Source organism: Flavobacterium sp. FlaQc-49, assembly GCF_044005985.1.
Lineage (GTDB): Bacteria > Bacteroidota > Bacteroidia > Flavobacteriales > Flavobacteriaceae > Flavobacterium > Flavobacterium cupriresistens.
The window spans coordinates 89,299-112,713 of sequence record NZ_JBIPCS010000012.1 but is presented as its reverse complement, the minus strand read 5'-3'; the positions used below and the strand labels follow the sequence as shown (position 1 = coordinate 112,713).

The window sequence follows — 23,415 nt, the reverse complement described above, 5'->3', positions numbered from 1 at the left end:
CAGTAATAAAACCGTCGAAATCTTTTCCTGAAAAGATTAGAAATATCCCGTATTTTTGCAGAAAATATTTCCTTTTGAAAACTAAGCTTTTTGTAATCACGCCTCCATTTACTCAACTGAATACTCCGTATCCGGCAACCGCCTATATAAAAGGGTTTCTGAATACAAAAAATGTAGCATCAGTTCAGGCAGATTTGGGGATTGATGTGATTCTGGAGCTGTTTTCGAAGAAAGGTCTTGTTAATTTGTTTGAAGTTTCAAGTTTCAGGTTTGAGGTTTCAAGTACTGAGATTTCAGATAATTCTAAACGTATTTTTGCTTTGCAGGACGAATACATCAAAACGATTGATGCTGTAATTCAGTTTTTACAAGGAAAAAATCCAACGTTGGCTTTACAGATTTGTCAGGAGGATTTTCTGCCGGAAGCTTCTCGTTTTGCGCAATTGGAAGAACTTGATTGGGCTTTCGGAACCATGGGAACGCAGGACAAAGCCAAACATTTGGCCACTTTATATCTCGAAGACATTTCGGATTATATTGTAGAATGTGTCGATGAGAATTTTGGTTTTAGCCGATATGCCGAACGTTTAGGTCGCAGCGCGAATTCCTTTGATGAGTTGTATGAAGCCTTGCAACAGCAACCAACCTACATTGATTCGATCTTAATTTCACTTTTGAAAACTAAGATTGAAGCGGTACAACCAACTTTATTTTTGATTTCTGTTCCCTTCCCGGGGAATTTATATAGTGCATTCAGATGTGCGCAATGGGTAAAAGAAAACCATCCTGAAATTAAAATTTCAATGGGTGGCGGTTTTCCAAACACCGAATTGCGTTCGCTTTCTGATGCACGTGTTTTTGAGTTTTTCGATTTTATTACTTTAGATGATGGCGAAGTGCCAATAGAAGAGTTAATATTCAATTTAGAAAATCCAAATTCCAATTCTTATAAGAGAACTTTTTTGTTGGAAGAGGGAAAAGTTGTTTACAAGAATAATTCGTTGAAACACGATTACAAGCAAGCCTACGTAGGAACGCCGGACTATTCGGATTTGCCTTTGGATAAATATATTTCGGTGATCGAAATTGTAAATCCAATGCACCGAATGTGGAGCGACGGTCGTTGGAATAAACTGACTATGGCACACGGTTGTTATTGGGGAAAATGTACGTTTTGTGATATTTCGCTGGACTACATAAAAGTATATGAGCCCGTTGCAGCCAATCTGCTTTGTGATCGAATGGAAGATCTGATGCAGCAAACCGGTCAGAATGGTTTTCATTTTGTGGATGAAGCCGCACCGCCGGCTTTGATGCGTGCTTTAGCGCTGGAAATTTTGCGTAGAAAACTTGCGGTTACCTGGTGGACAAACATTCGTTTTGAGAAAAGTTTCTCTGCCGATTTATGTTTATTGCTGAAAGCCTCGGGTTGTATTGCCGTTTCGGGTGGTTTAGAAGTAGCTTCCGACCGATTATTAAAATTAATTGACAAAGGAGTAACTGTAGAACAAGTAGCAAAAGTAACCCGAAATTTTACGGAAGCCGGGATCATGGTGCATGCGTACCTGATGTACGGATATCCGACACAAACCATTCAGGAAACAGTTGACAGTCTGGAAATGGTGCGACAATTATTTGAAGCAGGAATTCTGCAATCCGGATTTTGGCATCAATTTGCCATGACAGCACACAGTCCCGTTGGATTGTATCCGGAGAAATTTGGCGTAACCAAAGCAACAGAAGTCATTGGAACTTTTGCGAATAATGATATCGACTATACCGATTCTACAGGAATCAATCACGATAAGTTTAGTTTTGGATTAAAAAAATCACTCTTCAATTTCATGCACGGAATCTGTTTTGATTACGAATTGCAGGATTGGTTTGACTTTAAAATTCCGAAAACAAAAATAGATCCCGATTTTATTTTTGATGCTCTTGAAGAAGGAAACGATTTTACTACCAAACCCAATGCAAAAGTAGTCTGGTTAGGCGGGAAGCCGACTGTGGAACATTTTACAAAATCTAAAAAAGGACAAACCTGGGAAATGGTAGCTTTTGTTTTTCATGACAAAAAAGAAAGTTTTACCATTCAAACCAATAAAAATGAGGGAGAATGGCTTGTTGAAATCCTGAAAAAAATAACCGTTTCAAGTGGTAAAAATTATACTTTTCAAGAGGTGAAAAATGATTTTGAAACGGAATTAGAGGATTTCGAATTGTTTTGGTATTCAAAGCCAATCAATACGTTGCGTGAATTTGGTCTGCTGGTTTTGTAATTAATATTCTACGCATTCGCCATCATTAGGAACAGCCGTTTTGGATAAAAGATCACTATTTTCCAACGCTAACTTTAACTCCTCCCTTGTGGTAGGGCAATGATTTAAAGCTTCTAAATGATTCGCAAAAACATTTCCCGGTGCTAAAGCTGTAAATTTCAAAATGTCGCTCATTCTCATTAATAAGGGTTGTCCGAAATCTAATCTTGCAGTTCCACAGGCAACAGTTGCAATATCAGGTTTTAGTTCTTTCAGCACTTTTTCCACGTCTTTTGTAAAAATAGTGTCGGAGCTAATATAAACCGATTTTTCGTTTTCGAGTTCGATATAGAAACCCATTACATTCCCCATTAGTTTGGCAATAAATCCATAGCCGTGTAGGGCTGGTATACCGGTAATTTTTCCGTCCAGGAAATCTTGAGGTTGCCAGTAGTCTAAAGTTTGAACAATAGTTAAGCCTCTTTTTGTCAGGACACTTTCATCTTTAGCATTGCAAATTACCGGAATTGAGTTTCTTCTTAAAAAGACTTCTCCGGCTTTATCAAGATGATCCGGATGCAAATGTGTAATTAAGCAATGGGTTACTTTACTAAGGATTTCACGGCTGTTTTTGGGCAGTGCCTTAAGCGGATTTCTTTTTGGCTTGTAACGAAAAAGCGTAAAAGGAGCAATGGTTTTCCTTTTGCCCAACATTGGATCAATTAAGATGACGTGCTTTTCTGTTTCAATAACTAAAGTAGCGTTGCGCAAATGGTGTAATTTCATATCGAATAGATTTGATATTAAAAATACAAAATTATATAAATTTAATTTGGTGGATTACATGGTAAACCGAAAACCTATTCCGTGTAGGTTTTCAATTGATATTCCTTTTTCGTTAACCAAAATTTTACGCAGTCGCGAAATAAAAACATCCAAACTACGCCCCATAAAATAATCGTCATCTCCCCAAAGTGACGTAAGGATTTGTTGTCTTTTTAAAACTAAGTTTTTATTGTCGACAAAAAGTTTCAGAAGTTCTGCCTCGCGTTGTGTCAGACTAATTTTTTCGGTTTCATTAAAAAGAATGAAATTTTCGGTATCAAACTGGTATTTACCAATTTCATAAACAGATTTTTTGATGACATTGTTTTTTTGCGATCGTTTGAGGAAAATTTCAATTTTCAGAAGTAATTCTTCAATGCTAAAGGGTTTAACGAGATAATCATCAGCACCCAGACGCAGTCCTTTTATGCGGTCTTCTTTTAATGTTTTCGCAGAAAGAAAAATAATAGGAACATCAGTATCCATTTTTCTGATTTCAGTTGCCAGATCAAAACCATCCATTTTTGGCATCATGATATCAAAAATGCAAATATCAAAATCTTCCTCTTTGAAAGTTTCTAAACTTGATTTTCCGTTAGAACAATGGGTAACCTCATAGTTGTTTTGCTCTAAATTATCTTTGGTCAGAAACGCTAATGTTTCATCATCTTCGGAGTACAGAATTCTAAAGTTTTTCATTTTTTATATGGAATTGTCAACGTTATGGTGATGCCTTTCTCTGAATTATTCGTGGCGTTTATTTTCCAATATTGTAAGGTACAAATTTCTTTCACATAATACAAACCAAGACCAAAACCGTTTACCTCGTTGCTCTTTTCATTTTGTATGCGGTAGAATTTATCAAAGATAGAAGAGATATTTTTAGACGCAATTCCAATTCCATTGTCAATGAATTCTAATTTTAAAGTTTGGTTTTCCTTCGAAATCCGGATCTGAATTTCAGGCTTTTCATTACAATACTTTACAGCATTGTCCAACAGATTGTATATTAAGTTAGAAAAATGAAAAATGTCTGTTTCTAACTGATAATCGGCAGAAGCTGTCTCAATTTTAATAACGGCTTCCGGACATTTTAACTGAATATTCGTAATGATTTCTTCTATAATGGGAACGATCAAAACAGATTCCGTTTTTAGTTCCAAAGGGGTATGATCCGACTTGGCTACGTTTAAGATCTTCTCGATATGATTGTTCAGTTTGTGACTTTGTTTGATAATTATATCTGTATAAGTGTACAGTTTTTTGTCCTCTTTAATCGGATTTTGTTCGATAAGGTACTTGGAAGCAATTAAAATAGAAGATAAAGGTGTTTTAAATTCATGTGTCATATTATTGATGAAATCACGCTGCAATTCAGAGTATTTCTTTTGCTGTAAAAGCGTAAAAATCGAATAAACATAAATCAATAATATAAGAATCATGACAGTTGAAAGGACAAACCAAAAACGCATTGAACTGAATAGGTAAGTGGTCTCATTTGGGAAACGAACAGCAAAATAATAAACCAGATTTTTATGTTTCGGAAAATGAACGGTTTGTTTCGTATTTCCCTTTTGAGTTAAAGAGATGTAATTTCCGTAAACCATTTCATCACTTTGACAATTGTACATGGCAAATTCAAAATCAGTTGTGATATTCATTTTTTTGAATTCTGATTTTAAGTAAAACTCTAAAATATCAGGTTCAAAATCATTTTCAACATTTACAATATAATAATCATTCGCAATTTTCTGAACCGGATTTTGAGAAGGTAAGTCGTGACTGGTACCTTCATAAAGTTTTTTAGCAACTTCCAATAAAGCAATATGCGTTTTTTGGCTCAGTTTTTTTTGTTCCAGACTAAAAGCTTCTTTTGTCCATAGTAATTGTGCTACCAATATACTGATGATGGCAACTAATCCAAGAAGGATGATACTATTTAGTTTGTTTATTTTCAAGGGAAATGCAATTTACAAGTGTAATATTAATCAAAAATTAAATCAAAAATACCCATTAACAAGTTGTTAACAAAGATTTGAAACCGCTTAACAGCGAATTGTTTTCTTCTAAAGTACTTTTGAAATGTAAAATTGAACCAGTAACCATTAAATAAAAATACTATGAAAATAATTAAAATTTCGATGTTAGTTTTAGCTTTAGGATTAATGTCTTTTTCTGCAATCGCACCGGTTGAATCTTTAACTTCTACTCCAAAAACGGAGGAAGGTACAGCTTCAGTAATTGTTTGGAAAGCAGAAACAATCGATGTTGGTCAAATTCCACAAGGAACTCCAAAAGCAATTGTTTATGAATTTAAAAATACAGGAAAAACTGCAGTAGTTATTACTAATGTTCAGGGATCTTGTGGTTGTACTGCAACAGATTACACTAAAGAGCCAATTTTGCCTGGTAAATCGGCAAAAGTAACTGCAACTTATAATGCAGCAAACAAAGGTGGTTTTACAAAAACGGTTACGGTAACTACCAGTGCCGAAACTACACCTAAAGTCCTTACTTTAAAAGGGACTGTTATCTAAGAGTTTTAAATAGATTAGTTATAAAGAGGAAAACTCCGGATATGTAATGTATCCGGAGTTTTTTGCGTTTTTAAAGGTTAATAATGTTGTGGTTAGGTCCGTATTTATTTTTTTAGAAAAGAGCGGTTTTCATGAAAACTTTTTTATTTTTATTAAAAATATCATTATGAAAATTTTGTATCCGCTTGCCGCAGTTATCATTCTTTTTATTGCTGTTTCCTGTAATTCTAAATCAAATGATAAAGAAGAAAAACACAAAAAGACTTTAAAAGCAGAAGTGCCCGAACTTAAGATTTCTATTGACAGTACAGACATCGCCATTTTTTATCAAACGTATCCTAAATTAGTTAAATTTCAGGGAGACGTTTCCTCGTTGTACAAGAAAAAAAACGACACTCAATTGTGGTTAGATAATAAAGGAGTAGTAGAGTTTGGAAGTACTTTGTTTAATAAATACAAAAATTTGGGAGACGAAGGATTGAAAACCAATTTTCCGTACAACGAAAAGATAAATCCAATTTTCGAACGTCTGGGTGACAATAAATTATCACAGGTTGATACCGATTTAATGATCACCAATCTGTATTTCTATTATGCAGAAAAAGTATACGGTGGAGTCGATGAAAAAACAACAACTTCTTTAGAATGGCTTTTGCCGCGAAAAAAACTGAATTATCAGGTCTTTTCGGATTCTATTTTCAAACATGCTACCATTAATGATGATAATAAAAGTAAAATGTTCAGTCAGTATTATAAACTGCGTGAAGCACTGAAACAATACAGATCAATTGAGAAAAAAGGGGGATGGAAAACGATTGAAGTCGACGAGGATTTTAAAAGTTTTAAAGTGGGAGATTCAGCAACTGCAATTGCTCAAATTAGAGAGAGACTTGCTATCACCGGAGAATTAAAAGAAAATAATAAAAGTGCGGTATGTGATTCGATTCTAATTTCAGCAATGAAAGATTACCAAATGCATCATGGCAATACACCAAAAAATACAATCGTAAAAGAACATATTGATGAATTGAATCTTCCGGTTTCAGATCGCATCAAGACGATTATAGTAAATATGGAGCGTTGCAGGTGGATTGACCCGGGATTGGAAAAAGGTAAAGAATACATAGAAGTTAATATTCCGGAGTTTAAATTATATCTGATTCGGGATCATGAAATTACTTTTGTTTCAGAGGTAGTAGTTGGAAAAGCAATGACGAAAACCGTTATTTTTAGCGGTATGATGAATAATATTGTTTTTAGTCCTTATTGGAATGTTCCGCAGAGTATTATCAATAAAGAGATTAAACCCGGAATGGCTAAAAACAAGAATTACTTAGCTGAAAAACACTTAGAATGGAATAATGGCGCGGTGCGACAAGTACCCGGAGTAAATAATTCGCTTGGTTTAGTGAAGTTTTTATTTCCTAATTCAAATAATATTTATTTGCATGACACACCGGCAAAAAGTTTGTTCGAAAGAGAAAACAGAGCTTTCAGCCACGGATGCGTTCGCGTAGCAAAACCCAGAGAGCTAGCGATTGAACTGCTGAAAAACGATCCAAAATGGACACCACAACGAATAGACAAAGCCATGCACGCCGGAAAAGAAAGCTGGTACACCTTAAAAAAGAAAGTTCCGGTTTATATCGGTTATTTTACCGCATGGGTAGATCGAAAAGGACGATTGAATTTCTATAAAGATGTCTATCAAAGAGACGAAAGCCTTCTAAAATTATTAACGGAGGAGTAAAGGACTAAACTAACCGTTTATCTAAACCCGACAGGTTTTTGAAACCTGTTGGGTTTGTTTTTTTATTTAAACGGAAATAATTAATAAACTTCCAAAATCATCAATTCGTTATTTAAAATAAATGATTTAATAATTTCTTTTGTGTTTTTGTTAAAAGTTTTTAAAATTATAACTTTTGGAGGAGCTCCTTTTAAAAGTGATAATTTTTCGAAATCATCGTCAAGAGTGAGAATCGTAAAATCATTTTGTTTAGCAAAATTCCAAATTTCAATATCTTTTGCGGGTTGATTTATTTGAATGTCTTTAGAATGTAAACAATTAGAAAAATCATTTTCAATAAGTTAGTTTGATTATTCTCTATGAAATATTTGCATCTAATAGTAATTTCATTAGGCAGCAATTATTTTTGTTATATTCTCTCTATTGGCCGCAAATGCCAGAGACGCAAGAATATGTTCTTTTTTTAATTCAGGGAAGTCTTCTATAATATCCTCATAATACATTCCTGTGGATAACCAAGAAAGGATATCGGAAACGCAAATTCTGGTTCCTGTAATAATAGGTTTACCAAATCGGATATCCGGATCTATAGATATCAAGTTTTGCCAGTTAGTATTCATAATTTTATGCTTTAAACAAATTTACAAAAATAAAGGACTATTTGCGTTTAAAATAATTGAGATTGTTTCTACCTTTAAAACCTATATACTTTAACCATTAAACCAAAACAATGAAATACAACAGATGTGGGAAAAGCGGACTACTGTTACCTGAAATCTCTTTAGGGTTATGGCATAACTTTGGGTCAGTTGATAACTTTGAAAATGCGGAAAGTATCGCCAAAGAAGCTTTTGATAAAGGGATAACGCATTTTGATTTAGCAAATAATTACGGACCGGTTCCGGGTTCTGCCGAAGAAAATTTTGGTAAAATACTATGGCATAATTTTCAAGGAAATCTACGTGATAAAATCGTGATTGCTACCAAAGCCGGTTATACCATGTGGGATGGACCTTATGGAGATTGGGGATCCCGTAAATATCTGTTGTCTAGCTTAGATCAGAGTTTAAAACGTATGAATATTGATTATGTAGATATCTTTTATTCACACCGCCCCGATCCTGAAACACCAATTGAAGAAACCATGATGGCTTTAGATCATGCCGTAAGATGCGGAAAAGCATTGTATGTCGGAATCAGTAATTATTCCGCGGAACAAACCAGAGTTGCCGTTGATGTCCTGCAACAATTGGGAACACCTTGTTTGATTCACCAAGCCAAATATTCAATGTTAGAACGTTGGGTAGAGAATGGTTTGTTGGATGTTTTGGAAGAAAAGGGAGTAGGATGTATTGCATTTTCACCATTAGCGCAAGGGCTTTTAACCGATAAGTATTTAAACGGAATCCCGGAGAATTCCAGAGCACATAATCCAAACGGACATTTAAAAGAAGATGAGGTGACTCAGGAACGCATTCAGAAATTAGTTCAGTTAAATGAAATTGCTCAAAATAGAGGTCAGTCTTTGGCGCAAATGGCACTGGCCTGGCTCCAAAAAGACAAAAGAATTACTTCCGTTTTAATCGGTGCAAGTTCTGTCAGACAATTGAATAACAATATCGAGTGCCTGCAAAAACAAGATTTCTCTTCAGACGAATTAAATGCAATCGAATTGATCCTGAAATAATTCAATAGTTTTTCTATGTTTGATCCTCTTAAGTATGAATTTGTAATAGAAGACCATAAGTAGAAGTTTATATGAATTGTTTTACCGGATTAAGGTCGCTGTAAAAACGATACGCTTAATAATGAAAAAAATGCGGAATTAACTAAGCAATTTTGTAAAACTATAGTAAGTAGAATTTGATTCTTTTTTATAAGTTATTCTTCAGCCCGTTCATAAATTGAACGGGCTTTTTTTGTTGTTTGTAATTGTAAGAATTTTGACTTCTTATTTGTTTTCGCTTCTAAGTGTTGTAATTGAGTTTTGTTTTTCTTTAGTTTTTCGTAAAATTTAATTTACCCTATTTTTTTAATGGGTTAGTTGTTTTTGATTTTATTTTAGTGTCAATTTTTGATATTTTTTATAAGTTATTTTTTAATAACTACTATTTTTTGATGGTTACTTGTGTTTTTTGTGTTGTTGAATTTTTAAAAACAAATCGCTGTAAATATCAAATAGTGATTTTAGAGAAGTAAATTTTTGTAATCCGTAATTCTTGCTTTAAAACATCAAAAAAATAGATTTTGATTCTCCTACTCATACAAAAGTTAATAAATTCGCTAAGGAAAATGAAGAGGTTTGAGGGATAAATTTGAGGTTTTAGAGATGACATATACTAGCAAATAGATATAGAAAAGAATAACTAACCAAAATCAATTAACAACTAAAAACCAATTAAAAACATGAAAAAAACATTTCACATTTTAGCCGCCATGTTAACCAGTTCCTTTGTATTTGCCCAAGATGATAGTGAAAAACAAATATCTCCTGCAACTACTTTTGCCGGATCTGCAGACGCCTATTATAAATATGATTTTTCGAAACAATTGAATGGATTAACAAGCTTTACTAACTCTCAAGATTCATTCGAGTTAGGGATGGCCTCTATTGAAGCTTCTCACTCATTCAAAAAAGGATCCGTTTTTGTAGATTTAGGTTTCGGAAAAAGAGCAGGTGAATTTTCATACAATGAAACAACAGACAAAGATATTACGGCTAAATTTTTAATCAAGCAATTGTATTTTACGTATGAGATAACAGATAAATTTAAAGTAGTCGCAGGTAGCTTTGGTACTCATATCGGTTATGAATTGGTAGATGCGGTAGACAATAAAAACTACAGTATGTCTTATGCTTTCTCCTACGGGCCGTTTTTCAATACAGGTGTAAAAGCGCAATATACATCAGGGAAATTTTCGGCTATGTTCGGAATAACAAATCCGACCGATTTTAAATCAGCAATGGATGCAGGGACAAAACAGAAAACGTATATAGGACAATTGGGATATGTAGGCGATACGGGAAGTGCTTATTTGAATTTTACTTCCGGAAGTACTAATCCGGCATCAGACGAAAATAAAACGCAATTTGATTTTGTAGCTTCAAAAACAATAAGCGACAGTTTTGGACTTGGCTTTAATGCTACTTATGCTAAAACAACAAATGATTTTAACAGTACATTAGATGGAGAGTGGTTTTCATTGGTAGGGTATGCCAATTATGCTTTCAAGGAAACTTTAAGTTTAGCTTACCGAATGGAATTTTTTAATGCCAAAGATGCTGCTCCAAGTTTAGGGACACTTACAGGATCAAATGTATTTGCAAATACGGTTTCACTAAATTATAAAGTTGGAAAGTTAACTATTATCCCGGAGTTGAGATATGATGCCGCCTCTGAAGATATTTTTAAAGACACTGACGCTCTTCCAACTGGTGGAATGTTTTTTGCTCTACTTGCTACAACATACTCTTTCTAAGAGATAAAGATTGATATTTTTTTTTTTTTGGAGCTGTCAAAACGTGCAAATGTTTTGGCAGCTTTTTTATTGAATTTATTTTGGGTGTTGATTAGTTGGACTTGTTTTATAAGACATGATTATAAAATATAGAGCTTTTGCTTCTCTATGAGGCAAGTCGCTTGGTACTACCGGACTAACCGGAGGTATCGGTTTATCTTCTTTGCTTGTAATTTGATTTTTTTAAATTTTTAGTTGTTGATTTTCCAAGCGCTTTACAGACTTACTATTTAAATGTACTTATTAGCTTTAAATAAATTAGAGGATAGTTTTTTTAATAATAAACAAGTATAATTCGATTCAAGGCATTAATAAAGAAGATTATAATTTAATGTAGGAAAATGATGTATTTTGATAACTTAATTCAAGATGGTAGTTCCAAAATCATAAAAAATACAAGAGAAGTATGGTAAGCTTGTTTTACGAACCAATAAATCTTACCAATGTTTTGTAAAGATGAAATTATATAATTTTTTGTTTAATAGATGATATTTAAAAAAAGAATTAATCATATACAAAATCATGTAATACAGGTATGTGTGTAGTGAAGTCATCTTGACTGAATTGTTTTTTAGCCAATTTTTATGGGAAGCATTTTTTGGCGATAAAGTTCAGGAAGTAGTATGGATTTAGTGCCAATAGGCTTGATAAAACAGAATTAACAGTTGGCTACATAAAGATGAGTATATTTTAATACTGTTTATTTGAGATTGTAAGTTCAGTTTTAAAGACTTCTGCTGTGAAATGCAGTATGTCATCTATTTTTCCCGGTTGCTGTATGCAATTATAGGAAAATCGCACATATAGTTTAGCATAGAAAATGGTGTGGTTATTCAGGTTTTATGAAAAAATAATTTTAGGTTGTTGAGGTGCAGTTCGCGACCAAAAAAAGATGATATAGTAATTAGCTTTTAATTTCACTCCTGGAATAGCAGCCGTTGCAAAAGTTCTTGGAAAATTGATTGATAAGTTACCTCATGAAGCTTTTATTTAGAACAATAGTTTTATTTAGATTACTATTTAGGAGATACTGTTTTTTTAAGAAGATAAGTGTTTTTTGAGGATTTAATGAAAATCATATTCCAAGAGGACAGAAACAAGTATTAGTGCTATTTAGAAACTTTTTCCAAGAACCATACATGCAGTAATTTCAGAAGTTTTTTTATAAAACTTACTCAGTTTGTATTTGGACTACAATTAAACAAATCAATTAACGAACAATTTTAATTATTTATAGAAATAGCTTTATTAACCTTAAAAATTTTTATTATGAAAATCAAATTATTTGTTTTATTGTTTCCCATACTTGGATTTGGACAAGTGCAAATTGGAGGTGATATTAATGGGAAGGAAATTGCCAGTGAAAGTGGTTCCAGTGTTTCGCTTTCTGCTAATGGGAGAATTTTGGCTATCGGAGCACCGGATAGAGTAGATGCAGCTGGAGACTATACAGGGGTGGTTCGGGTCTATGAAAATAAGGAAGGAGTTTGGACACAGTTAGGGGATTCTTTTTATGGAATTGATGATGATGAAAATAATGGTACTAGTGTTTCTCTATCCGGAGATGGTAGTGTTTTAGCTATTGGAGCGCCAGGTAATGATATAAAAGAGATAAATGCAGGTGCGGTGCGGGTATATAAAAATAATGCAGGAGTCTGGAAGCAGATAGGAAATGTTATTTACGGAAGTGATAATAGTTGGAGTGGTACGAGTATTTCCCTTTCCGCAGATGGTACTATTTTGGCTGTTGGTGCGCCCCATGATGATAATGTTCAGTTTGCTTCGGGGATGGTTCAGGTATATGAAAATAAGGGAGGTGCTTGGGTGTCTCTTGGAAATCCAATCTATGGAAAGGGAAGGTTTGATTTGTGTGGTCAAAGTGTTTCGCTTTCTGCAGATGGTAATACTCTGGCAATCGGGTCGTCTTGTAGTAGTGCAAAGGGGAGGAATTCGGGTCAGGTGCGGGTATTTAAAAACAAAGGAAGGGTCTGGACACAGCTTGGAGGTGATATTGATGGGAAAGGAGCTGATGCTCAAAGCGGTTATAGTGTTTCACTTTCTGCAAATGGTACTATTTTGGCTGTCGGATCACCCTATTTTGGTGCAGGTTCTGGTCAGGTTCAAGTGTATAAGTACAGCGGTGCAGGATTCTGGGGACGGATGGGACCGGTTATTACGGAGGGGACATCTTCATTCGGTTCTAGTATTTCGCTTTCTAATAATGGTAACACTTTGGCTGTGGGTGCTCCGGATTTAAATCAAGTTCAGGTGTATAAATACAATTCAGGAACTTCTTGGGGGCGAAAAGGAGTTGTCAACGGAAAAACACCTAGTGATCGAAACGGTCAAAGTGTTTTTATTTCTAGTGATGGTAGTACTTTGGCAATTGGGTCGCCTCATTATAATACTACGACTAAAGAATTATATTTCGTAGGTCAGGTTAGGGCGTTTGATTTATCTGATTTGAAAACCAGTAAATTCACCTATACAGAGGCTAATTCCGAATTGAGAGTAGATGATTTTAATTTAGTTAATCTTAGGTATTATCCAAATCCTGTTAGAGGTGAATTGTTTATTTCTTATGATAGAAAAATTACTAGTATAGCTGTTGTCGATTTGCAGGGTCAGGTCGTTGTTGAGAAATTTATTCATTCAACTCAAGGAAGTATTGATATGTCAAATTTTAAGCCTGGTGTTTATTTTCTAAATGTTACAGTTGCGGGTAAATCAAAAAAAATAAAAATAATTAAAAAATAAATTAAACTTTTTAATTCTATTTTAAGTTAATGAAAGAAGTCGTTTGTGTTTTTTATCATTTTGCCACGAATTACACCAATTAAGTTTAAAATTATTGACGGAGAAGCATTGCTAAAGATTAAAGGATTAGGATTATTTAACCTCAAAAGCAAAGAAATAATTCATGTAATTTGTGGCGGAAAAGAAACCATTTTAATTCTATCTAACTCTTTTTTAAAGTTAGTGATGAATAAGTCGTTAGTGTTTCTTAGTATTTTCCACGAATTTTCACGAATTAAGTTTTAAAATTATAGGTAGAGAATCATTGCCAAAGATTAAAGGATTAGGATGATTTACCCCGCAACAACAAAGAAACAATTTGCGAAAATTAGTGTAATTCGTGCGGAAAAGAAATCATTTTGATCCTTTAATCTGTGGCTTTTTTTACTCATAGGCCTGCGAAGTTAGCAACTCTTTGCCCCAAAATCCTAAATGCGCTTTCTTAAAATCTGCGGCCAGTTTAAATGATTGATTTTTAGATCATTGTGATTCAAGCAACTGATTAGATGGCTTAGGAATAGTTTATTTTGATTATTGAGAATTATTCGAAAAGTACAAAGATGAATTATTGAATCTGTTTTTTGTAAATAGAGTAAATAGTATCTATCGTTTTTCTATCTAAAACAGAAGTTGTATCCGTCTGTATATAATGTAATTTAAAAGCCATTATTGCTGCCGAAAGATTTTTGGTATTGTATCCAATAATACGTAAAGCCTGTTCAATCTTAAAATCAAAAGGCGCTTCTTCCAGTATTTGATCCGGCCAGATTCCGAATCCTTTTTCTGCTAATGTTTTCCACGGAAACAAGGCACTTGGGTCTTGTTTTCTTCCCGGTGCAATATCAGCATGTCCCAGTATATTTTGAGTTGGAATATTGTAATCTTTTTTCAACTTAGTCAAAAGAGCTACCAAACTACCAATTTGAGCCTCTGTAAAAGGTTTAAAGCCATTATTGTCAAGTTCAATACCAATTGAACTGGAGTTTAAATCAGTGTTTTTTCCCCAGGTAGAAGATCCTGCATGCCAAGCTCTTAAATAATCATTCAGCATTTGAACAACTTTTCCGTTTTCCGAAATTATATAATGAGCACTTACCTGTGTTCTAGTCTTCGTAAAAGTGTTAATTGTTTGTTGCAGAGAATCTTGTGCAGTATGATGGATAACTATAAAACTTGGTTTTCTTAAGTTAAAATTAACCGTGCCAATCCATTCTGTATTAATACCATTCAGTAAAACTGTAGATCCTGTTTTTGATAAGGTGTCTTTTACAATGCCCAGTTGTTGCGCATATGTGGTGTCAATCACTACCGGGCTAACCGGAGGTATTGGTTTGGCTTCTTTGCTTGTAATTTGATTTTCTAAAGTTTTTAACTGCTGATCGTATGCTTTTTCTGTGTTTTTATATGGATTTGTCGAGCAGGAACAGATAATAAGTGCTAAAAGCAGATAACATAAATGTTTTTTCATCATAATCAATTACATTTTGGAATTAAGTTAAGTTAGTTATTCTTGAACTTTTTCTGTTTCAATACCTTCTTTTGCTTCTTTCTGTTCTTTAGCCTCTTTTTTCTTTTTTGACTTTGATTTTTTAACCTCTTTAAAATCAGTCATAAAGGAGTTGTATTTTTCAATCTGATCAGGATTAAGGAAAGCAGTTATTTTTTTTGTTGTACTCTCTTTTAATGCTTTCATTTGTTCAATTTTCTGATCTTGACTACTGCTTTCGTTTTTCAGCAATATCCCTTGCTCTCTCAAGCTGTCAGCAAAAACATTTGTAATTGCAATAACCTGAAGTTCATCAAGATTTACAACCGGTTTCATCTGCTCTGTAATTTTAGCTGCAGTTTCTTCGGCAGGAATTTCTTTGGGTTTGCTGGGAGAGCCTTGCGGGCCTGCCTGCATCATGCTTCTGTCCATTCCCATTCCGCCACCTCTTCCATAACCATTACCACCACCACCGTAACCATTGTTGTATCCGTTTCCGTATTGAGCAGAAACAGAAGTAACACATAGTAACGTAAAAACTAAAAGAAATAAAGATTGAATAGATTTCATAAAAGTATTTTTGTCAAAAGTTAGCAAATATATAATGTAAATTTAAGCAGGTTCTCCGTATAAATCAAATTCTGTTGCTTCAATTATCTTGATATTAACAAAATCTCCTGTTTTTACATAATGTTTTGAGGCATCAATTAAAACTTCGTTATCAACATCAGGGCTATCAAACTCAGTTCTTCCAACAAAATGAGCTCCTTCTTTTCTGTCAATGATGCATTTGAAAATTTTTCCAACTTTTTCTTGGTTCAAATCCCATGAAATTTGAGATTGCAATTCCATGATTTCATTTGCTCTGGCTTGTTTTACGTCATCCGGTACATCATCTTCAAGCAAATAGGCGTGTGTATTTTCTTCGTGTGAATAAGCAAAACATCCCATTCGGTCAAATTTCATTTCCTGAACGAAATCTTTCAAAATTTCAAAGTCTTCCTGAGTTTCACCAGGATATCCAACAATTAAGGTTGTTCTGATCGCCATTCCCGGAACAGAAGCACGGAATTCTTTTAATAATTGAGTTGTTTTTGCCTGTGTAGTTCCACGACGCATTGATTTCAGAATAGAATCTGAAATGTGTTGTAGCGGAATATCAATATAATTACAGATTTTAGGCTCGCGTTTCATGATTTCCAAAACATCCATCGGGAAACCGGTAGGGAAAGCATAATGTAAACGAATCCATTCAATTCCTTCGACTTTTACTAAGGCTTCCAGAAGTTCTCCAAGATTTCTCTTTTTATATAAATCAAGACCATAATACGTTAGATCCTGAGCAATTAAAATCAATTCTTTAACGCCATTTTTTGCTAAACCTTCAGCTTCTTTAACCAATTTTTCAATGGATTGAGAAACGTGTTTACCACGCATAAGCGGAATAGCGCAGAAACTGCAAGGTCTGTCACAACCTTCGGCAATTTTTAAATAAGCGTAATTTTTAGGAGTTGTAGTTAAACGTTCTCCTAACAATTCGTGTTTGTAATCGGCTCCTAAAGCTTTTAATAATTGTGGTAATTCTGTTGTGCCAAAATATTGATCTACATTTGGAATTTCTTTTTCTAAATCAGGTCTGTAGCGCTCAGATAAACATCCGGTTACGAAAACTTTATCTACGAGTCCTTTGTCTTTTTTATCAGCATATTCCAAAATCATATTTACTGACTCTGCTTTTGCATTATCAATAAAACCACAAGTGTTAATTACGATGATGTTTCCTTCTCTCTCTGCAGGAGCCTCATGCTCAACTTCTTTTCCGCTTGCACGAAGTTGCCCCATTAAGACTTCACTGTCATATACATTCTTCGAACACCCAAGAGTGATTACGTTAATTTTGTTCTTTTTTAAAGACTTGGTTCTCATACTTTTATAAATTGGAGTGCAAAATTACACTTTTTTATTCAAACACCGCTTGTTTCGGTTTGTTTTAGATGATTTTTGTGAACCGGATTGCGCTATTTAAATAGGATCTGGATTGCTTATGGAGGTTTAAAAAATGATTTTGCTTTAATTTTGAATAAAAAAAAACCGTTAAGTATAAACCTAACGGAAATTAAAGCATTCTATTTTATTTCTAATTACAATTCAAATAATAAAGTCAAAGAAACATTGTTTAGTTTCGATGTGATGTTGGCTCCGTCAGTAAATCCGGTTGCGAAAAATCCTTGATTTGTTTTTCTTTCTAAATAGGAGTAAGCTAAATCTACTTTTGTGCTACCGAAATTGTAGCCTAAACCACCTGAGTAACTGTTTAAGTCGCCAATTGTTGTTTTGTTTTTATAAGGGCTGCCTTCATAGCGGTATCCACCACGTAGACTTAGTTGTTTGATTTTGTACTCTGCACCGATTCTTAATTCTGCGGCACTGGTTAAAGTGTTGCTCATTTCGTTGTTTAGACCTCTAAAACCTTGATCACTCGTTGGTTTGTATTTTGTGTTTCCGTAATCTTTAATGGCGTAATCAATACTGATTAAACCGGATTTTCCGAATACATAAGCACCACTAAAAGTTACTTTTCCCGGAGTTTGTAAGGTGTAGGGTTTGTAAACGTTTACAACATTTGGATTAACAGATTCATATTTTTCTGGTCCTCCCGCTGCTTGTCTGGTAGTGTATAGACTTTGAGATATTTCATCATTAAGTTCGTACCAGGTATTAGATTCGTAAGCAAAACCAAGACGGAACGATTCGGTAACTTTTGCAATAGCTCCAAGTTGAAAAGAGAAACCATTACCGTAAGTGTACTGATTGTTGTTAAAACGCAGGTCTGATATTGTTTCAACAGGTTGTAGTGCGTTGCGGTTGCTTTCGTAAAAACTACTTGATCTTCTGAAGTCCGTAACGTGTACATTTAGATTTGCACCTATATAAAGACGGTCTTTGTATGATGTCGAGATATTAAAGCTTGCCTTGCTATTGTATCCGCTGGTGTAAACTTCGTTTTTATGGTCATAATTACCGCCAGAAGGTACTCCTGAGGTGTATAGTGTGTTGCTGTTGTTTGGGGTTACGGGGTAAATAACTTTACCGTTATATCCGAAAAAAGCTTGTTGTTCGTCATAGAACTGATCGCCGTAGTTGATGTTTGTGATGTCTCCTAAAGGAATTCCATTAGCATAAGCTAAAAAATACTGATCAATTGAATTTCTTGGATTTGTTCCGGCAGAGAAAATATTGTTGTCAAAATTGTTTGTGTTCTCATAAGTAGCTCCAATTGCTATTTTTTTCCAATTGTTATTAGGATTTCTGTCGTGAAAAACAAAAACAGCTCCGGCCTGATTCAGGATGAAAGAGTTCTCGTTGTCACTTGTTTGGGTTCCAAAATAATTGGAGTTGTTCTTTTTGCTTTGATTACTGAAAGTTACTCCAGCTTGATTGTTTAAGAATATTGCTGATCCTGCAGGGTTGACTGTCAAAGAAGACAGATCGCCTCCAACAGCTCCGAAAGCGCCGCTCATTGCTCTGAATCGGGCAGTTCCGGTGATGTTGTCTTGTGCGTAACGCATTGCATCTGAAACTTCTTGAGAATGTGAGACGCTAACAGATAGTCCTGCTATAAATAGGAAGAATATTTTTTTCATTTGGTTTAATTTTAGATGATTTTGAAGGGGTGTTAAAAACAGAAGAGGAATTATCTTCTGCCGCCACCGCCACCGCCGTACGATCTACCGCCACCGCCACCGCCGCCAGAAGATCTCATGCTTCCACCACCACTATTCGTTGAGCGTGATGGACTTGGAGAATAACTTCTCGTTGGAGCGCTGTTGTTGCCGTTATTGTAATTGTAGTTTCGGGTTGTTGTGTTGTTGTTATTATACGATCTTCTGTTTGAATTATCGTAGCTATTACTCTGACCTTGTGAGTACGTTCTGTTTGTAAAAGTAGGATTCGTTGTTGTTCTTCCGTTTACAGTAGAACTTCTTCTATAGTCGGTATAGTTATTTTGTCTGTTTGTGTTAGAGTAGCTTCTGTCCGTGTTATAGCTTCTGTTTGTAAAATTTCGGCTGCTATTGTCTCTGTTGGTGAAGTTTCTGTTACTGTAGCTTCTGTCAGTATAACTTCTATTGGTGTAGTTTCTATTGCTGTAGCTTCTGTTAGCATAGCCTCTGTTGGTGTAGTCTCTGTTTACGCCATAATTTCTTCCGCCGTAGTAAGCTGCAGAACCTCTTCTTCCGTAGTTATAAGCATAATTGTTGTATCCGTATCCGCCGCCCCAGTATCCGGGATAGCCTCCCCATCCGTAACCAGGTCCCCAATATCCAGGGTAGCCCCATCCATATCCGGGATAACCCCAATAACCGCCACCATAGCCCCATCCTAATCCATAGTAAGGGTAACCCCATCCCATAGAAAGACCCCATGACCATGTAGTGTCAGGGTAATAGTTGATCGCTACTTCTGTGGTGCTGCTTCCCCAGGCTGGGTATGATGTAGCCGCAGTTTGTGTGCTGTCATTTTCAGCATAATTACCATAATTATCTACGTCTGTAAAAATTTCGGTAGACTGATTGTCGTCTTGCAGCGACTTAAAGTAATCTTTATATTGATTATTCGTATTAGTGGTGGTTGTTTGTGCGTAGGTGCTTCGTGTAGTACCGTAAACACCGTCATTATCTTGATAAGACGTATTTTGGTAAGAACCACACGATGTTACTAGAAAACTCAATAATCCGATTAGGTAAAAATAACTTGAGTTTTGGCGGAGTGAAAGAGAAGTTTTCATATCTGTGGTGTTTTTTATTGTTGCACATTACAAAAATAGTTAGTTTTGTCAAACTATTTAGTTAAAAAATAATAAAACAAAATTTGTGCCAAACTATTCAATATGAGTAAGAACCTCACTACAAGATCAGAAGATTATTCGAAATGGTATAACGAGCTGGTTGTAAAAGCAGATCTAGCTGAAAACTCAGGAGTTAGAGGATGTATGGTTATTAAACCTTACGGATACGCCATTTGGGAAAAAATGCAGGCTGAGTTAGACAGGATGTTTAAAGAGACAGGGCATCAGAATGCTTATTTTCCTCTATTCGTGCCTAAAAGCATGTTTGAGGCTGAAGAAAAAAATGCAGAAGGATTTGCAAAAGAATGTGCAATCGTAACACATTATAGATTAAAAAATGACCCGGATAAACCCGGGAAACTAATGGTTGATCCAAATGCGAAACTAGAGGAGGAGCTTATCGTTCGTCCAACTAGTGAAGCTATTATTTGGTCTACTTATAAAGGATGGGTACAATCGTACAGAGATTTGCCTTTGTTGATTAATCAATGGGCTAATGTGGTGCGTTGGGAAATGCGTACGCGTTTGTTTTTAAGAACAGCTGAGTTTTTATGGCAAGAAGGGCATACCGCTCACGCTACAAAAGCAGAAGCTTTAGAAGAGTCTGAAAAAATGATGAATGTCTATGCTGATTTTGCAGAGAACTTCATGGCAATTCCGGTTGTTAAAGGTATAAAAACCGAAACAGAACGTTTTGCCGGTGCAGATGAAACCTATTGTATTGAAGCATTAATGCAAGATGGAAAAGCTTTACAAGCAGGTACGTCACACTTTTTAGGTCAGAATTTCGCAAAAGCATTCGATGTGAAGTTTGCTAACGCCGAAGGGAAACAAGAGCATGTATGGGGGACTTCTTGGGGAGTTTCTACTCGTTTGATGGGAGCGTTGGTTATGACGCACTCTGATGACCAAGGATTGGTTTTGCCTCCTAATTTAGCGCCAATACAAGTGGTTATTGTTCCTATTCATAAAACAGATGAACAATTAGAGCAAATTACTGCTGCTGTAAATGAATTGACAGCTAAGCTTAGAAAATTAAAGATTTCGGTTAAATATGACGACAGAACAACTCAAAAACCAGGATTCAAGTTTGCGGAATGGGAATTGAAAGGAGTTCCGGTTAGAATTGCTGTAGGACCAAAAGATTTGGAAAATGGTACTTTTGAAGTTGCCAGAAGAGATACTTTGACTAAAGAAGTGGTTGCTGCTGAAGGAATCGTGAATTATATAAATGATCTTTTGGAGCAGATTCAAAACGATTTATTCAATAAAGCTTTAGAATATCGCAATACACATATTACGGAAGTAAATAGCTTTGAGGAGTTTAAAGAAGTTTTAGATGGTAAAGGTGGTTTTGTGTCAGCTCATTGGGACGGAACTGCGGCTACTGAAGAGAAAATAAAAGACCTGACAAAAGCGACAATTCGTTGTATTCCTTTGGACGCCGTTGAGGAGCTGGGAATCTGTGTTTTAACAGGAGAGAAATCGGCCCGAAGAGTACTGTTTGCTAAGGCTTATTAAAAAAAATAACATTTTTTTGCTTCAGCTATTGTGCAACTTAAAAATAGTTGTATCTTTGCATCCGCATTAGAGAAGCAGGCCCGTTCGTCTATCGGTTAGGACGCATGGTTTTCATCCATGTAAGAGCGGTTCGATTCCGCTACGGGCTACTACTTTTTTTGCGAAATAAGTTATTTAACTTGATGTTATTATGGCCCGTTCGTCTATCGGTTAGGACGCATGGTTTTCATCCATGTAAGAGCGGTTCGATTCCGCTACGGGCTACAAATTTCAATTGATTACAATTGGAGAAAACTTAGAAGAAAGCTGGTCTGTTCGTCTAGGGGTTAGGACTCCAGGCTTTCGTCCTGGTAACAGGGGTTCGATTCCCTTACAGACTACAAAATTAGTTGTAAATTAGTTTTATAAAATAAGAGTTGGTGTCTCGATTTTTATTTTATTAGTTAAAACCAAAGTGATTGTTTTACAATTGTGGGAGGTTTTTCTTTTTTAACTAGTATTTATAATAATTATTACATCTAAAATTAAAGAAAAAATGGCAAATCATAAGTCAGCATTAAAAAGAATCAGAAGTAACGAAAAAAGAAGAGTTCTTAACAGATACCAACACAAGACTACTCGTAATGCAATTAAAGCATTAAGATTGTCTACTGAAAAATCTGATGCAGCTTCAAAATTATCAACTGTAATCTCTATGATTGATAAATTAGCTAAGAAAAACATCATTCATGATAATAAAGCTTCTAACTTGAAGTCTAAATTAACGAAACATGTTGCTAAATTGTAATTAAATACAATTTTTTAAAAATATAAAAGCCCTCTTCTGGAGGGCTTTTTTTTATTTGGTGAAATTTTTAAAAAAAAGTAAAAATCTCGCAAAGTCGCAAAATTTTAATGGATCAGGTGCGAAAATTGAGATTAAGTAAAAGTGTGTCTAAATCATATAAGTGATGTAAGTTCATTTTAGATTTAGTTTGCGCTACATAAATACAATGATTGTTGAATTAAATAAAAAAAAGAAATCCATTTTAATCTTAAAAATCTGTGGCAAAGAAATAATTCGTACAAATTGGTGTAATTCGTGGCAAATGATTAAAAAATGTCGCAAAATCGCAAAGTTCTAATGAAAAAGTAGAAAAAACTTTGAGACTCCATAACATTTTTAGAAATCCAAGGTGAGAAAGTAGAAAACGGAAAGGGTGAGCTAAAAAAAAGAAAAAAAACTTAACGGCTTGGCGTCTTTGCGAAATCGTCAAAAAGAGAAGTTGAGGAATAGGGCTTTAAGAAGCAATGATAGAAAAGTATAAGATCGTCAATAAGGGTTTTGCATTGTATCGTTTTTGAAGAAAGAGCAGAGTAGATAAGAAAAAAAAACGACCCTTTCTAAGTTCGCCCATATTTACCTTCCCATTGGAATTTGGAATTTAAAAAATTTGGAATTTTTAAAAAAAATAAGCCCTCAAGGCGCGATTTTTTTCTTTAGGTATTCCAGCATCGGTTGTGTGACAGGTTTGGAGAGAAAATCGATGATAATAGGATATTTTTTTGCTTTGGCTAAATCTTCAGGGTCAATTGTGGAAGATAATACGATGACATTGGCTGTATTGAATTCGGCATAATCCGGAGAGGTAAAGTGGTCCAGGAACTCCCATCCGCTCATAACGGGCATGTTAAGGTCTAAAAAGATTAGTTCCGGTTTTTTGTTGACTTTGTTTTTACAGTTGTTGTATTTTAAGGTGTTAAAGTGGTGTAATGCTTCTTCGCCATTTTGTGCTGTGATAATTTCATTTGAGAATGAAGATTTTGAAATTACTTTTTTGCATAACATTAACGTGATTGGATCATCGTCAATGCATAAAATTTGCTCAAGCATAATG

At 34.8% G+C, this 23,415-nt stretch carries 19 protein-coding genes and 3 tRNA genes; 11 read left to right on the top strand and 11 right to left on the bottom strand.

Features of this window, described 5'->3' with window-relative positions:
- The first annotated feature begins 74 nt into the window (after nt 1-74).
- The gene (locus ACHRV3_RS19765) at nt 75-2,279 is read left to right on the top strand and encodes a B12-binding domain-containing radical SAM protein (RefSeq protein ID WP_395435611.1); all 2,205 of its coding nucleotides are present in this window, start codon (nt 75-77) and stop codon (nt 2,277-2,279) included.
- On the opposite strand, the gene ACHRV3_RS19760 is transcribed toward ACHRV3_RS19765, so the two are convergent.
- From ACHRV3_RS19760 to ACHRV3_RS19750, 3 genes are read right to left on the bottom strand one after another with little or no spacing between them, the layout of a single operon-like run.
- Nucleotides 2,280-3,044, bottom strand: a complete 765-nt coding sequence (locus ACHRV3_RS19760) for an MBL fold metallo-hydrolase (RefSeq protein ID WP_395435610.1) — start codon at nt 3,042-3,044, stop codon at nt 2,280-2,282.
- Between the two features lie 54 nt (nt 3,045-3,098).
- On the bottom strand, nt 3,099-3,782 hold the full coding sequence (locus ACHRV3_RS19755) for a response regulator transcription factor (RefSeq protein WP_395435609.1): 684 nt from the start codon (nt 3,780-3,782) through the stop codon (nt 3,099-3,101).
- Nucleotides 3,779-5,041, bottom strand: a complete 1,263-nt coding sequence (locus ACHRV3_RS19750) for a sensor histidine kinase (RefSeq protein ID WP_395435608.1) — start codon at nt 5,039-5,041, stop codon at nt 3,779-3,781. Before ACHRV3_RS19750 ends, ACHRV3_RS19755 begins: the two co-directional genes overlap by 4 nt.
- 162 nt (nt 5,042-5,203) lie before the next feature.
- On the opposite strand from ACHRV3_RS19750, the gene ACHRV3_RS19745 reads away from it, so the two are divergent.
- Both ACHRV3_RS19745 and ACHRV3_RS19740 read left to right on the top strand, forming a co-directional pair.
- Complete coding sequence (locus ACHRV3_RS19745; protein ID WP_230002937.1) at nt 5,204-5,620, top strand: DUF1573 domain-containing protein; 417 nt, start codon at nt 5,204-5,206, stop codon at nt 5,618-5,620.
- A gap of 166 nt (nt 5,621-5,786) precedes the next feature.
- Complete coding sequence (locus ACHRV3_RS19740) at nt 5,787-7,370, top strand: murein L,D-transpeptidase (RefSeq protein WP_395435607.1); 1,584 nt, start codon at nt 5,787-5,789, stop codon at nt 7,368-7,370.
- An 80-nt stretch (nt 7,371-7,450) separates the two neighbouring features.
- On the opposite strand, the gene ACHRV3_RS19735 is transcribed toward ACHRV3_RS19740, so the two are convergent.
- Together ACHRV3_RS19735 and ACHRV3_RS19730 are read right to left on the bottom strand one after the other, a co-directional pair.
- Nucleotides 7,451-7,663 (bottom strand): DUF5615 family PIN-like protein, encoded by a 213-nt coding sequence (locus ACHRV3_RS19735; protein WP_316931893.1) that lies wholly within the window; start codon nt 7,661-7,663, stop codon nt 7,451-7,453.
- A 96-nt stretch (nt 7,664-7,759) separates the two neighbouring features.
- Entirely contained in the window at nt 7,760-7,990 is a 231-nt protein-coding gene (locus ACHRV3_RS19730) for a DUF433 domain-containing protein (RefSeq protein ID WP_395435606.1), read from the bottom strand.
- A 110-nt stretch (nt 7,991-8,100) separates the two neighbouring features.
- Between ACHRV3_RS19730 and mgrA the strand changes: the two genes are divergently transcribed.
- The 3 genes from mgrA (at nt 8,101) to ACHRV3_RS19715 (ending at nt 13,646) form a co-directional block, all read left to right on the top strand.
- The gene (mgrA, locus tag ACHRV3_RS19725; protein ID WP_395435605.1) at nt 8,101-9,057 is read left to right on the top strand and encodes an L-glyceraldehyde 3-phosphate reductase; all 957 of its coding nucleotides are present in this window, start codon (nt 8,101-8,103) and stop codon (nt 9,055-9,057) included.
- Nucleotides 9,058-9,776: 719 nt separating this feature from the next.
- Nucleotides 9,777-10,850, top strand: a complete 1,074-nt coding sequence (locus ACHRV3_RS19720) for an outer membrane beta-barrel protein (RefSeq protein ID WP_395435604.1) — start codon at nt 9,777-9,779, stop codon at nt 10,848-10,850.
- Nucleotides 10,851-12,158: 1,308 nt separating this feature from the next.
- Complete coding sequence (locus tag ACHRV3_RS19715) at nt 12,159-13,646, top strand: T9SS type A sorting domain-containing protein (RefSeq protein WP_395435603.1); 1,488 nt, start codon at nt 12,159-12,161, stop codon at nt 13,644-13,646.
- 604 nt (nt 13,647-14,250) lie between these two features.
- Here ACHRV3_RS19715 and ACHRV3_RS19710 read toward each other — a convergent pair.
- From ACHRV3_RS19710 to ACHRV3_RS19690, 5 genes are all read right to left on the bottom strand, one after another.
- Nucleotides 14,251-15,156: an N-acetylmuramoyl-L-alanine amidase gene (locus ACHRV3_RS19710; protein WP_047778434.1), complete on the bottom strand. Its 906-nt coding sequence runs from the start codon at nt 15,154-15,156 to the stop codon at nt 14,251-14,253.
- A gap of 33 nt (nt 15,157-15,189) precedes the next feature.
- Nucleotides 15,190-15,741: a hypothetical protein gene (locus ACHRV3_RS19705; protein WP_047778433.1), complete on the bottom strand. Its 552-nt coding sequence runs from the start codon at nt 15,739-15,741 to the stop codon at nt 15,190-15,192.
- A 42-nt stretch (nt 15,742-15,783) separates the two neighbouring features.
- Nucleotides 15,784-17,097: a 30S ribosomal protein S12 methylthiotransferase RimO gene (gene rimO, locus ACHRV3_RS19700; RefSeq protein WP_395435602.1), complete on the bottom strand. Its 1,314-nt coding sequence runs from the start codon at nt 17,095-17,097 to the stop codon at nt 15,784-15,786.
- 215 nt (nt 17,098-17,312) lie between these two features.
- Nucleotides 17,313-18,815, bottom strand: coding sequence for an OmpP1/FadL family transporter (locus ACHRV3_RS19695; RefSeq protein WP_395435601.1), 1,503 nt, complete (start codon nt 18,813-18,815; stop codon nt 17,313-17,315).
- A gap of 50 nt (nt 18,816-18,865) precedes the next feature.
- On the bottom strand, nt 18,866-19,957 hold the full coding sequence (locus ACHRV3_RS19690; RefSeq protein ID WP_395435600.1) for a hypothetical protein: 1,092 nt from the start codon (nt 19,955-19,957) through the stop codon (nt 18,866-18,868).
- A gap of 102 nt (nt 19,958-20,059) precedes the next feature.
- On the opposite strand from ACHRV3_RS19690, the gene proS reads away from it, so the two are divergent.
- The 5 genes from proS to rpsT all read left to right on the top strand — a co-directional run bounded on the left by proS (nt 20,060) and on the right by rpsT (nt 22,325).
- Complete coding sequence (proS, locus tag ACHRV3_RS19685; RefSeq protein ID WP_395435599.1) at nt 20,060-21,538, top strand: proline--tRNA ligase; 1,479 nt, start codon at nt 20,060-20,062, stop codon at nt 21,536-21,538.
- Between the two features lie 77 nt (nt 21,539-21,615).
- Nucleotides 21,616-21,687, top strand: a tRNA-Glu gene (locus ACHRV3_RS19680).
- Nucleotides 21,688-21,730: 43 nt separating this feature from the next.
- Nucleotides 21,731-21,802 (top strand) — tRNA-Glu (locus ACHRV3_RS19675).
- A gap of 44 nt (nt 21,803-21,846) precedes the next feature.
- A tRNA-Glu gene (locus tag ACHRV3_RS19670) sits at nt 21,847-21,918 on the top strand.
- 155 nt (nt 21,919-22,073) lie between these two features.
- The gene (rpsT, locus tag ACHRV3_RS19665) at nt 22,074-22,325 is read left to right on the top strand and encodes a 30S ribosomal protein S20 (protein WP_047778428.1); all 252 of its coding nucleotides are present in this window, start codon (nt 22,074-22,076) and stop codon (nt 22,323-22,325) included.
- Between the two features lie 672 nt (nt 22,326-22,997).
- On the opposite strand, the gene ACHRV3_RS19660 is transcribed toward rpsT, so the two are convergent.
- Complete coding sequence (locus tag ACHRV3_RS19660; RefSeq protein WP_047778595.1) at nt 22,998-23,411, bottom strand: response regulator; 414 nt, start codon at nt 23,409-23,411, stop codon at nt 22,998-23,000.
- Nucleotides 23,412-23,415 lie beyond the last annotated feature (4 nt).

Bases quoted from the DNA above. Each gene is read 5' to 3' on its own strand.
- ACHRV3_RS19720 (WP_395435604.1), top strand. From the start codon at position 9,777: ATGAAAAAAACATTTCACATTTTAGCCGCCATGTTAACCAGTTCCTTT.
- ACHRV3_RS19690 (WP_395435600.1), bottom strand. From the start codon at position 19,957: ATGAAAACTTCTCTTTCACTCCGCCAAAACTCAAGTTATTTTTACCTA.
- rimO (WP_395435602.1), bottom strand. From the start codon at position 17,097: ATGAGAACCAAGTCTTTAAAAAAGAACAAAATTAACGTAATCACTCTT.
- ACHRV3_RS19760 (WP_395435610.1), bottom strand. From the start codon at position 3,044: ATGAAATTACACCATTTGCGCAACGCTACTTTAGTTATTGAAACAGAA.
- ACHRV3_RS19710 (WP_047778434.1), bottom strand. From the start codon at position 15,156: ATGATGAAAAAACATTTATGTTATCTGCTTTTAGCACTTATTATCTGT.
- ACHRV3_RS19730 (WP_395435606.1), bottom strand. From the start codon at position 7,990: ATGAATACTAACTGGCAAAACTTGATATCTATAGATCCGGATATCCGA.
- ACHRV3_RS19755 (WP_395435609.1), bottom strand. From the start codon at position 3,782: ATGAAAAACTTTAGAATTCTGTACTCCGAAGATGATGAAACATTAGCG.
- ACHRV3_RS19695 (WP_395435601.1), bottom strand. From the start codon at position 18,815: ATGAAAAAAATATTCTTCCTATTTATAGCAGGACTATCTGTTAGCGTC.
- ACHRV3_RS19705 (WP_047778433.1), bottom strand. From the start codon at position 15,741: ATGAAATCTATTCAATCTTTATTTCTTTTAGTTTTTACGTTACTATGT.
- rpsT (WP_047778428.1), top strand. From the start codon at position 22,074: ATGGCAAATCATAAGTCAGCATTAAAAAGAATCAGAAGTAACGAAAAA.
- ACHRV3_RS19745 (WP_230002937.1), top strand. From the start codon at position 5,204: ATGAAAATAATTAAAATTTCGATGTTAGTTTTAGCTTTAGGATTAATG.
- mgrA (WP_395435605.1), top strand. From the start codon at position 8,101: ATGAAATACAACAGATGTGGGAAAAGCGGACTACTGTTACCTGAAATC.
- ACHRV3_RS19660 (WP_047778595.1), bottom strand. From the start codon at position 23,411: ATGCTTGAGCAAATTTTATGCATTGACGATGATCCAATCACGTTAATG.
- ACHRV3_RS19715 (WP_395435603.1), top strand. From the start codon at position 12,159: ATGAAAATCAAATTATTTGTTTTATTGTTTCCCATACTTGGATTTGGA.
- proS (WP_395435599.1), top strand. From the start codon at position 20,060: ATGAGTAAGAACCTCACTACAAGATCAGAAGATTATTCGAAATGGTAT.
- ACHRV3_RS19740 (WP_395435607.1), top strand. From the start codon at position 5,787: ATGAAAATTTTGTATCCGCTTGCCGCAGTTATCATTCTTTTTATTGCT.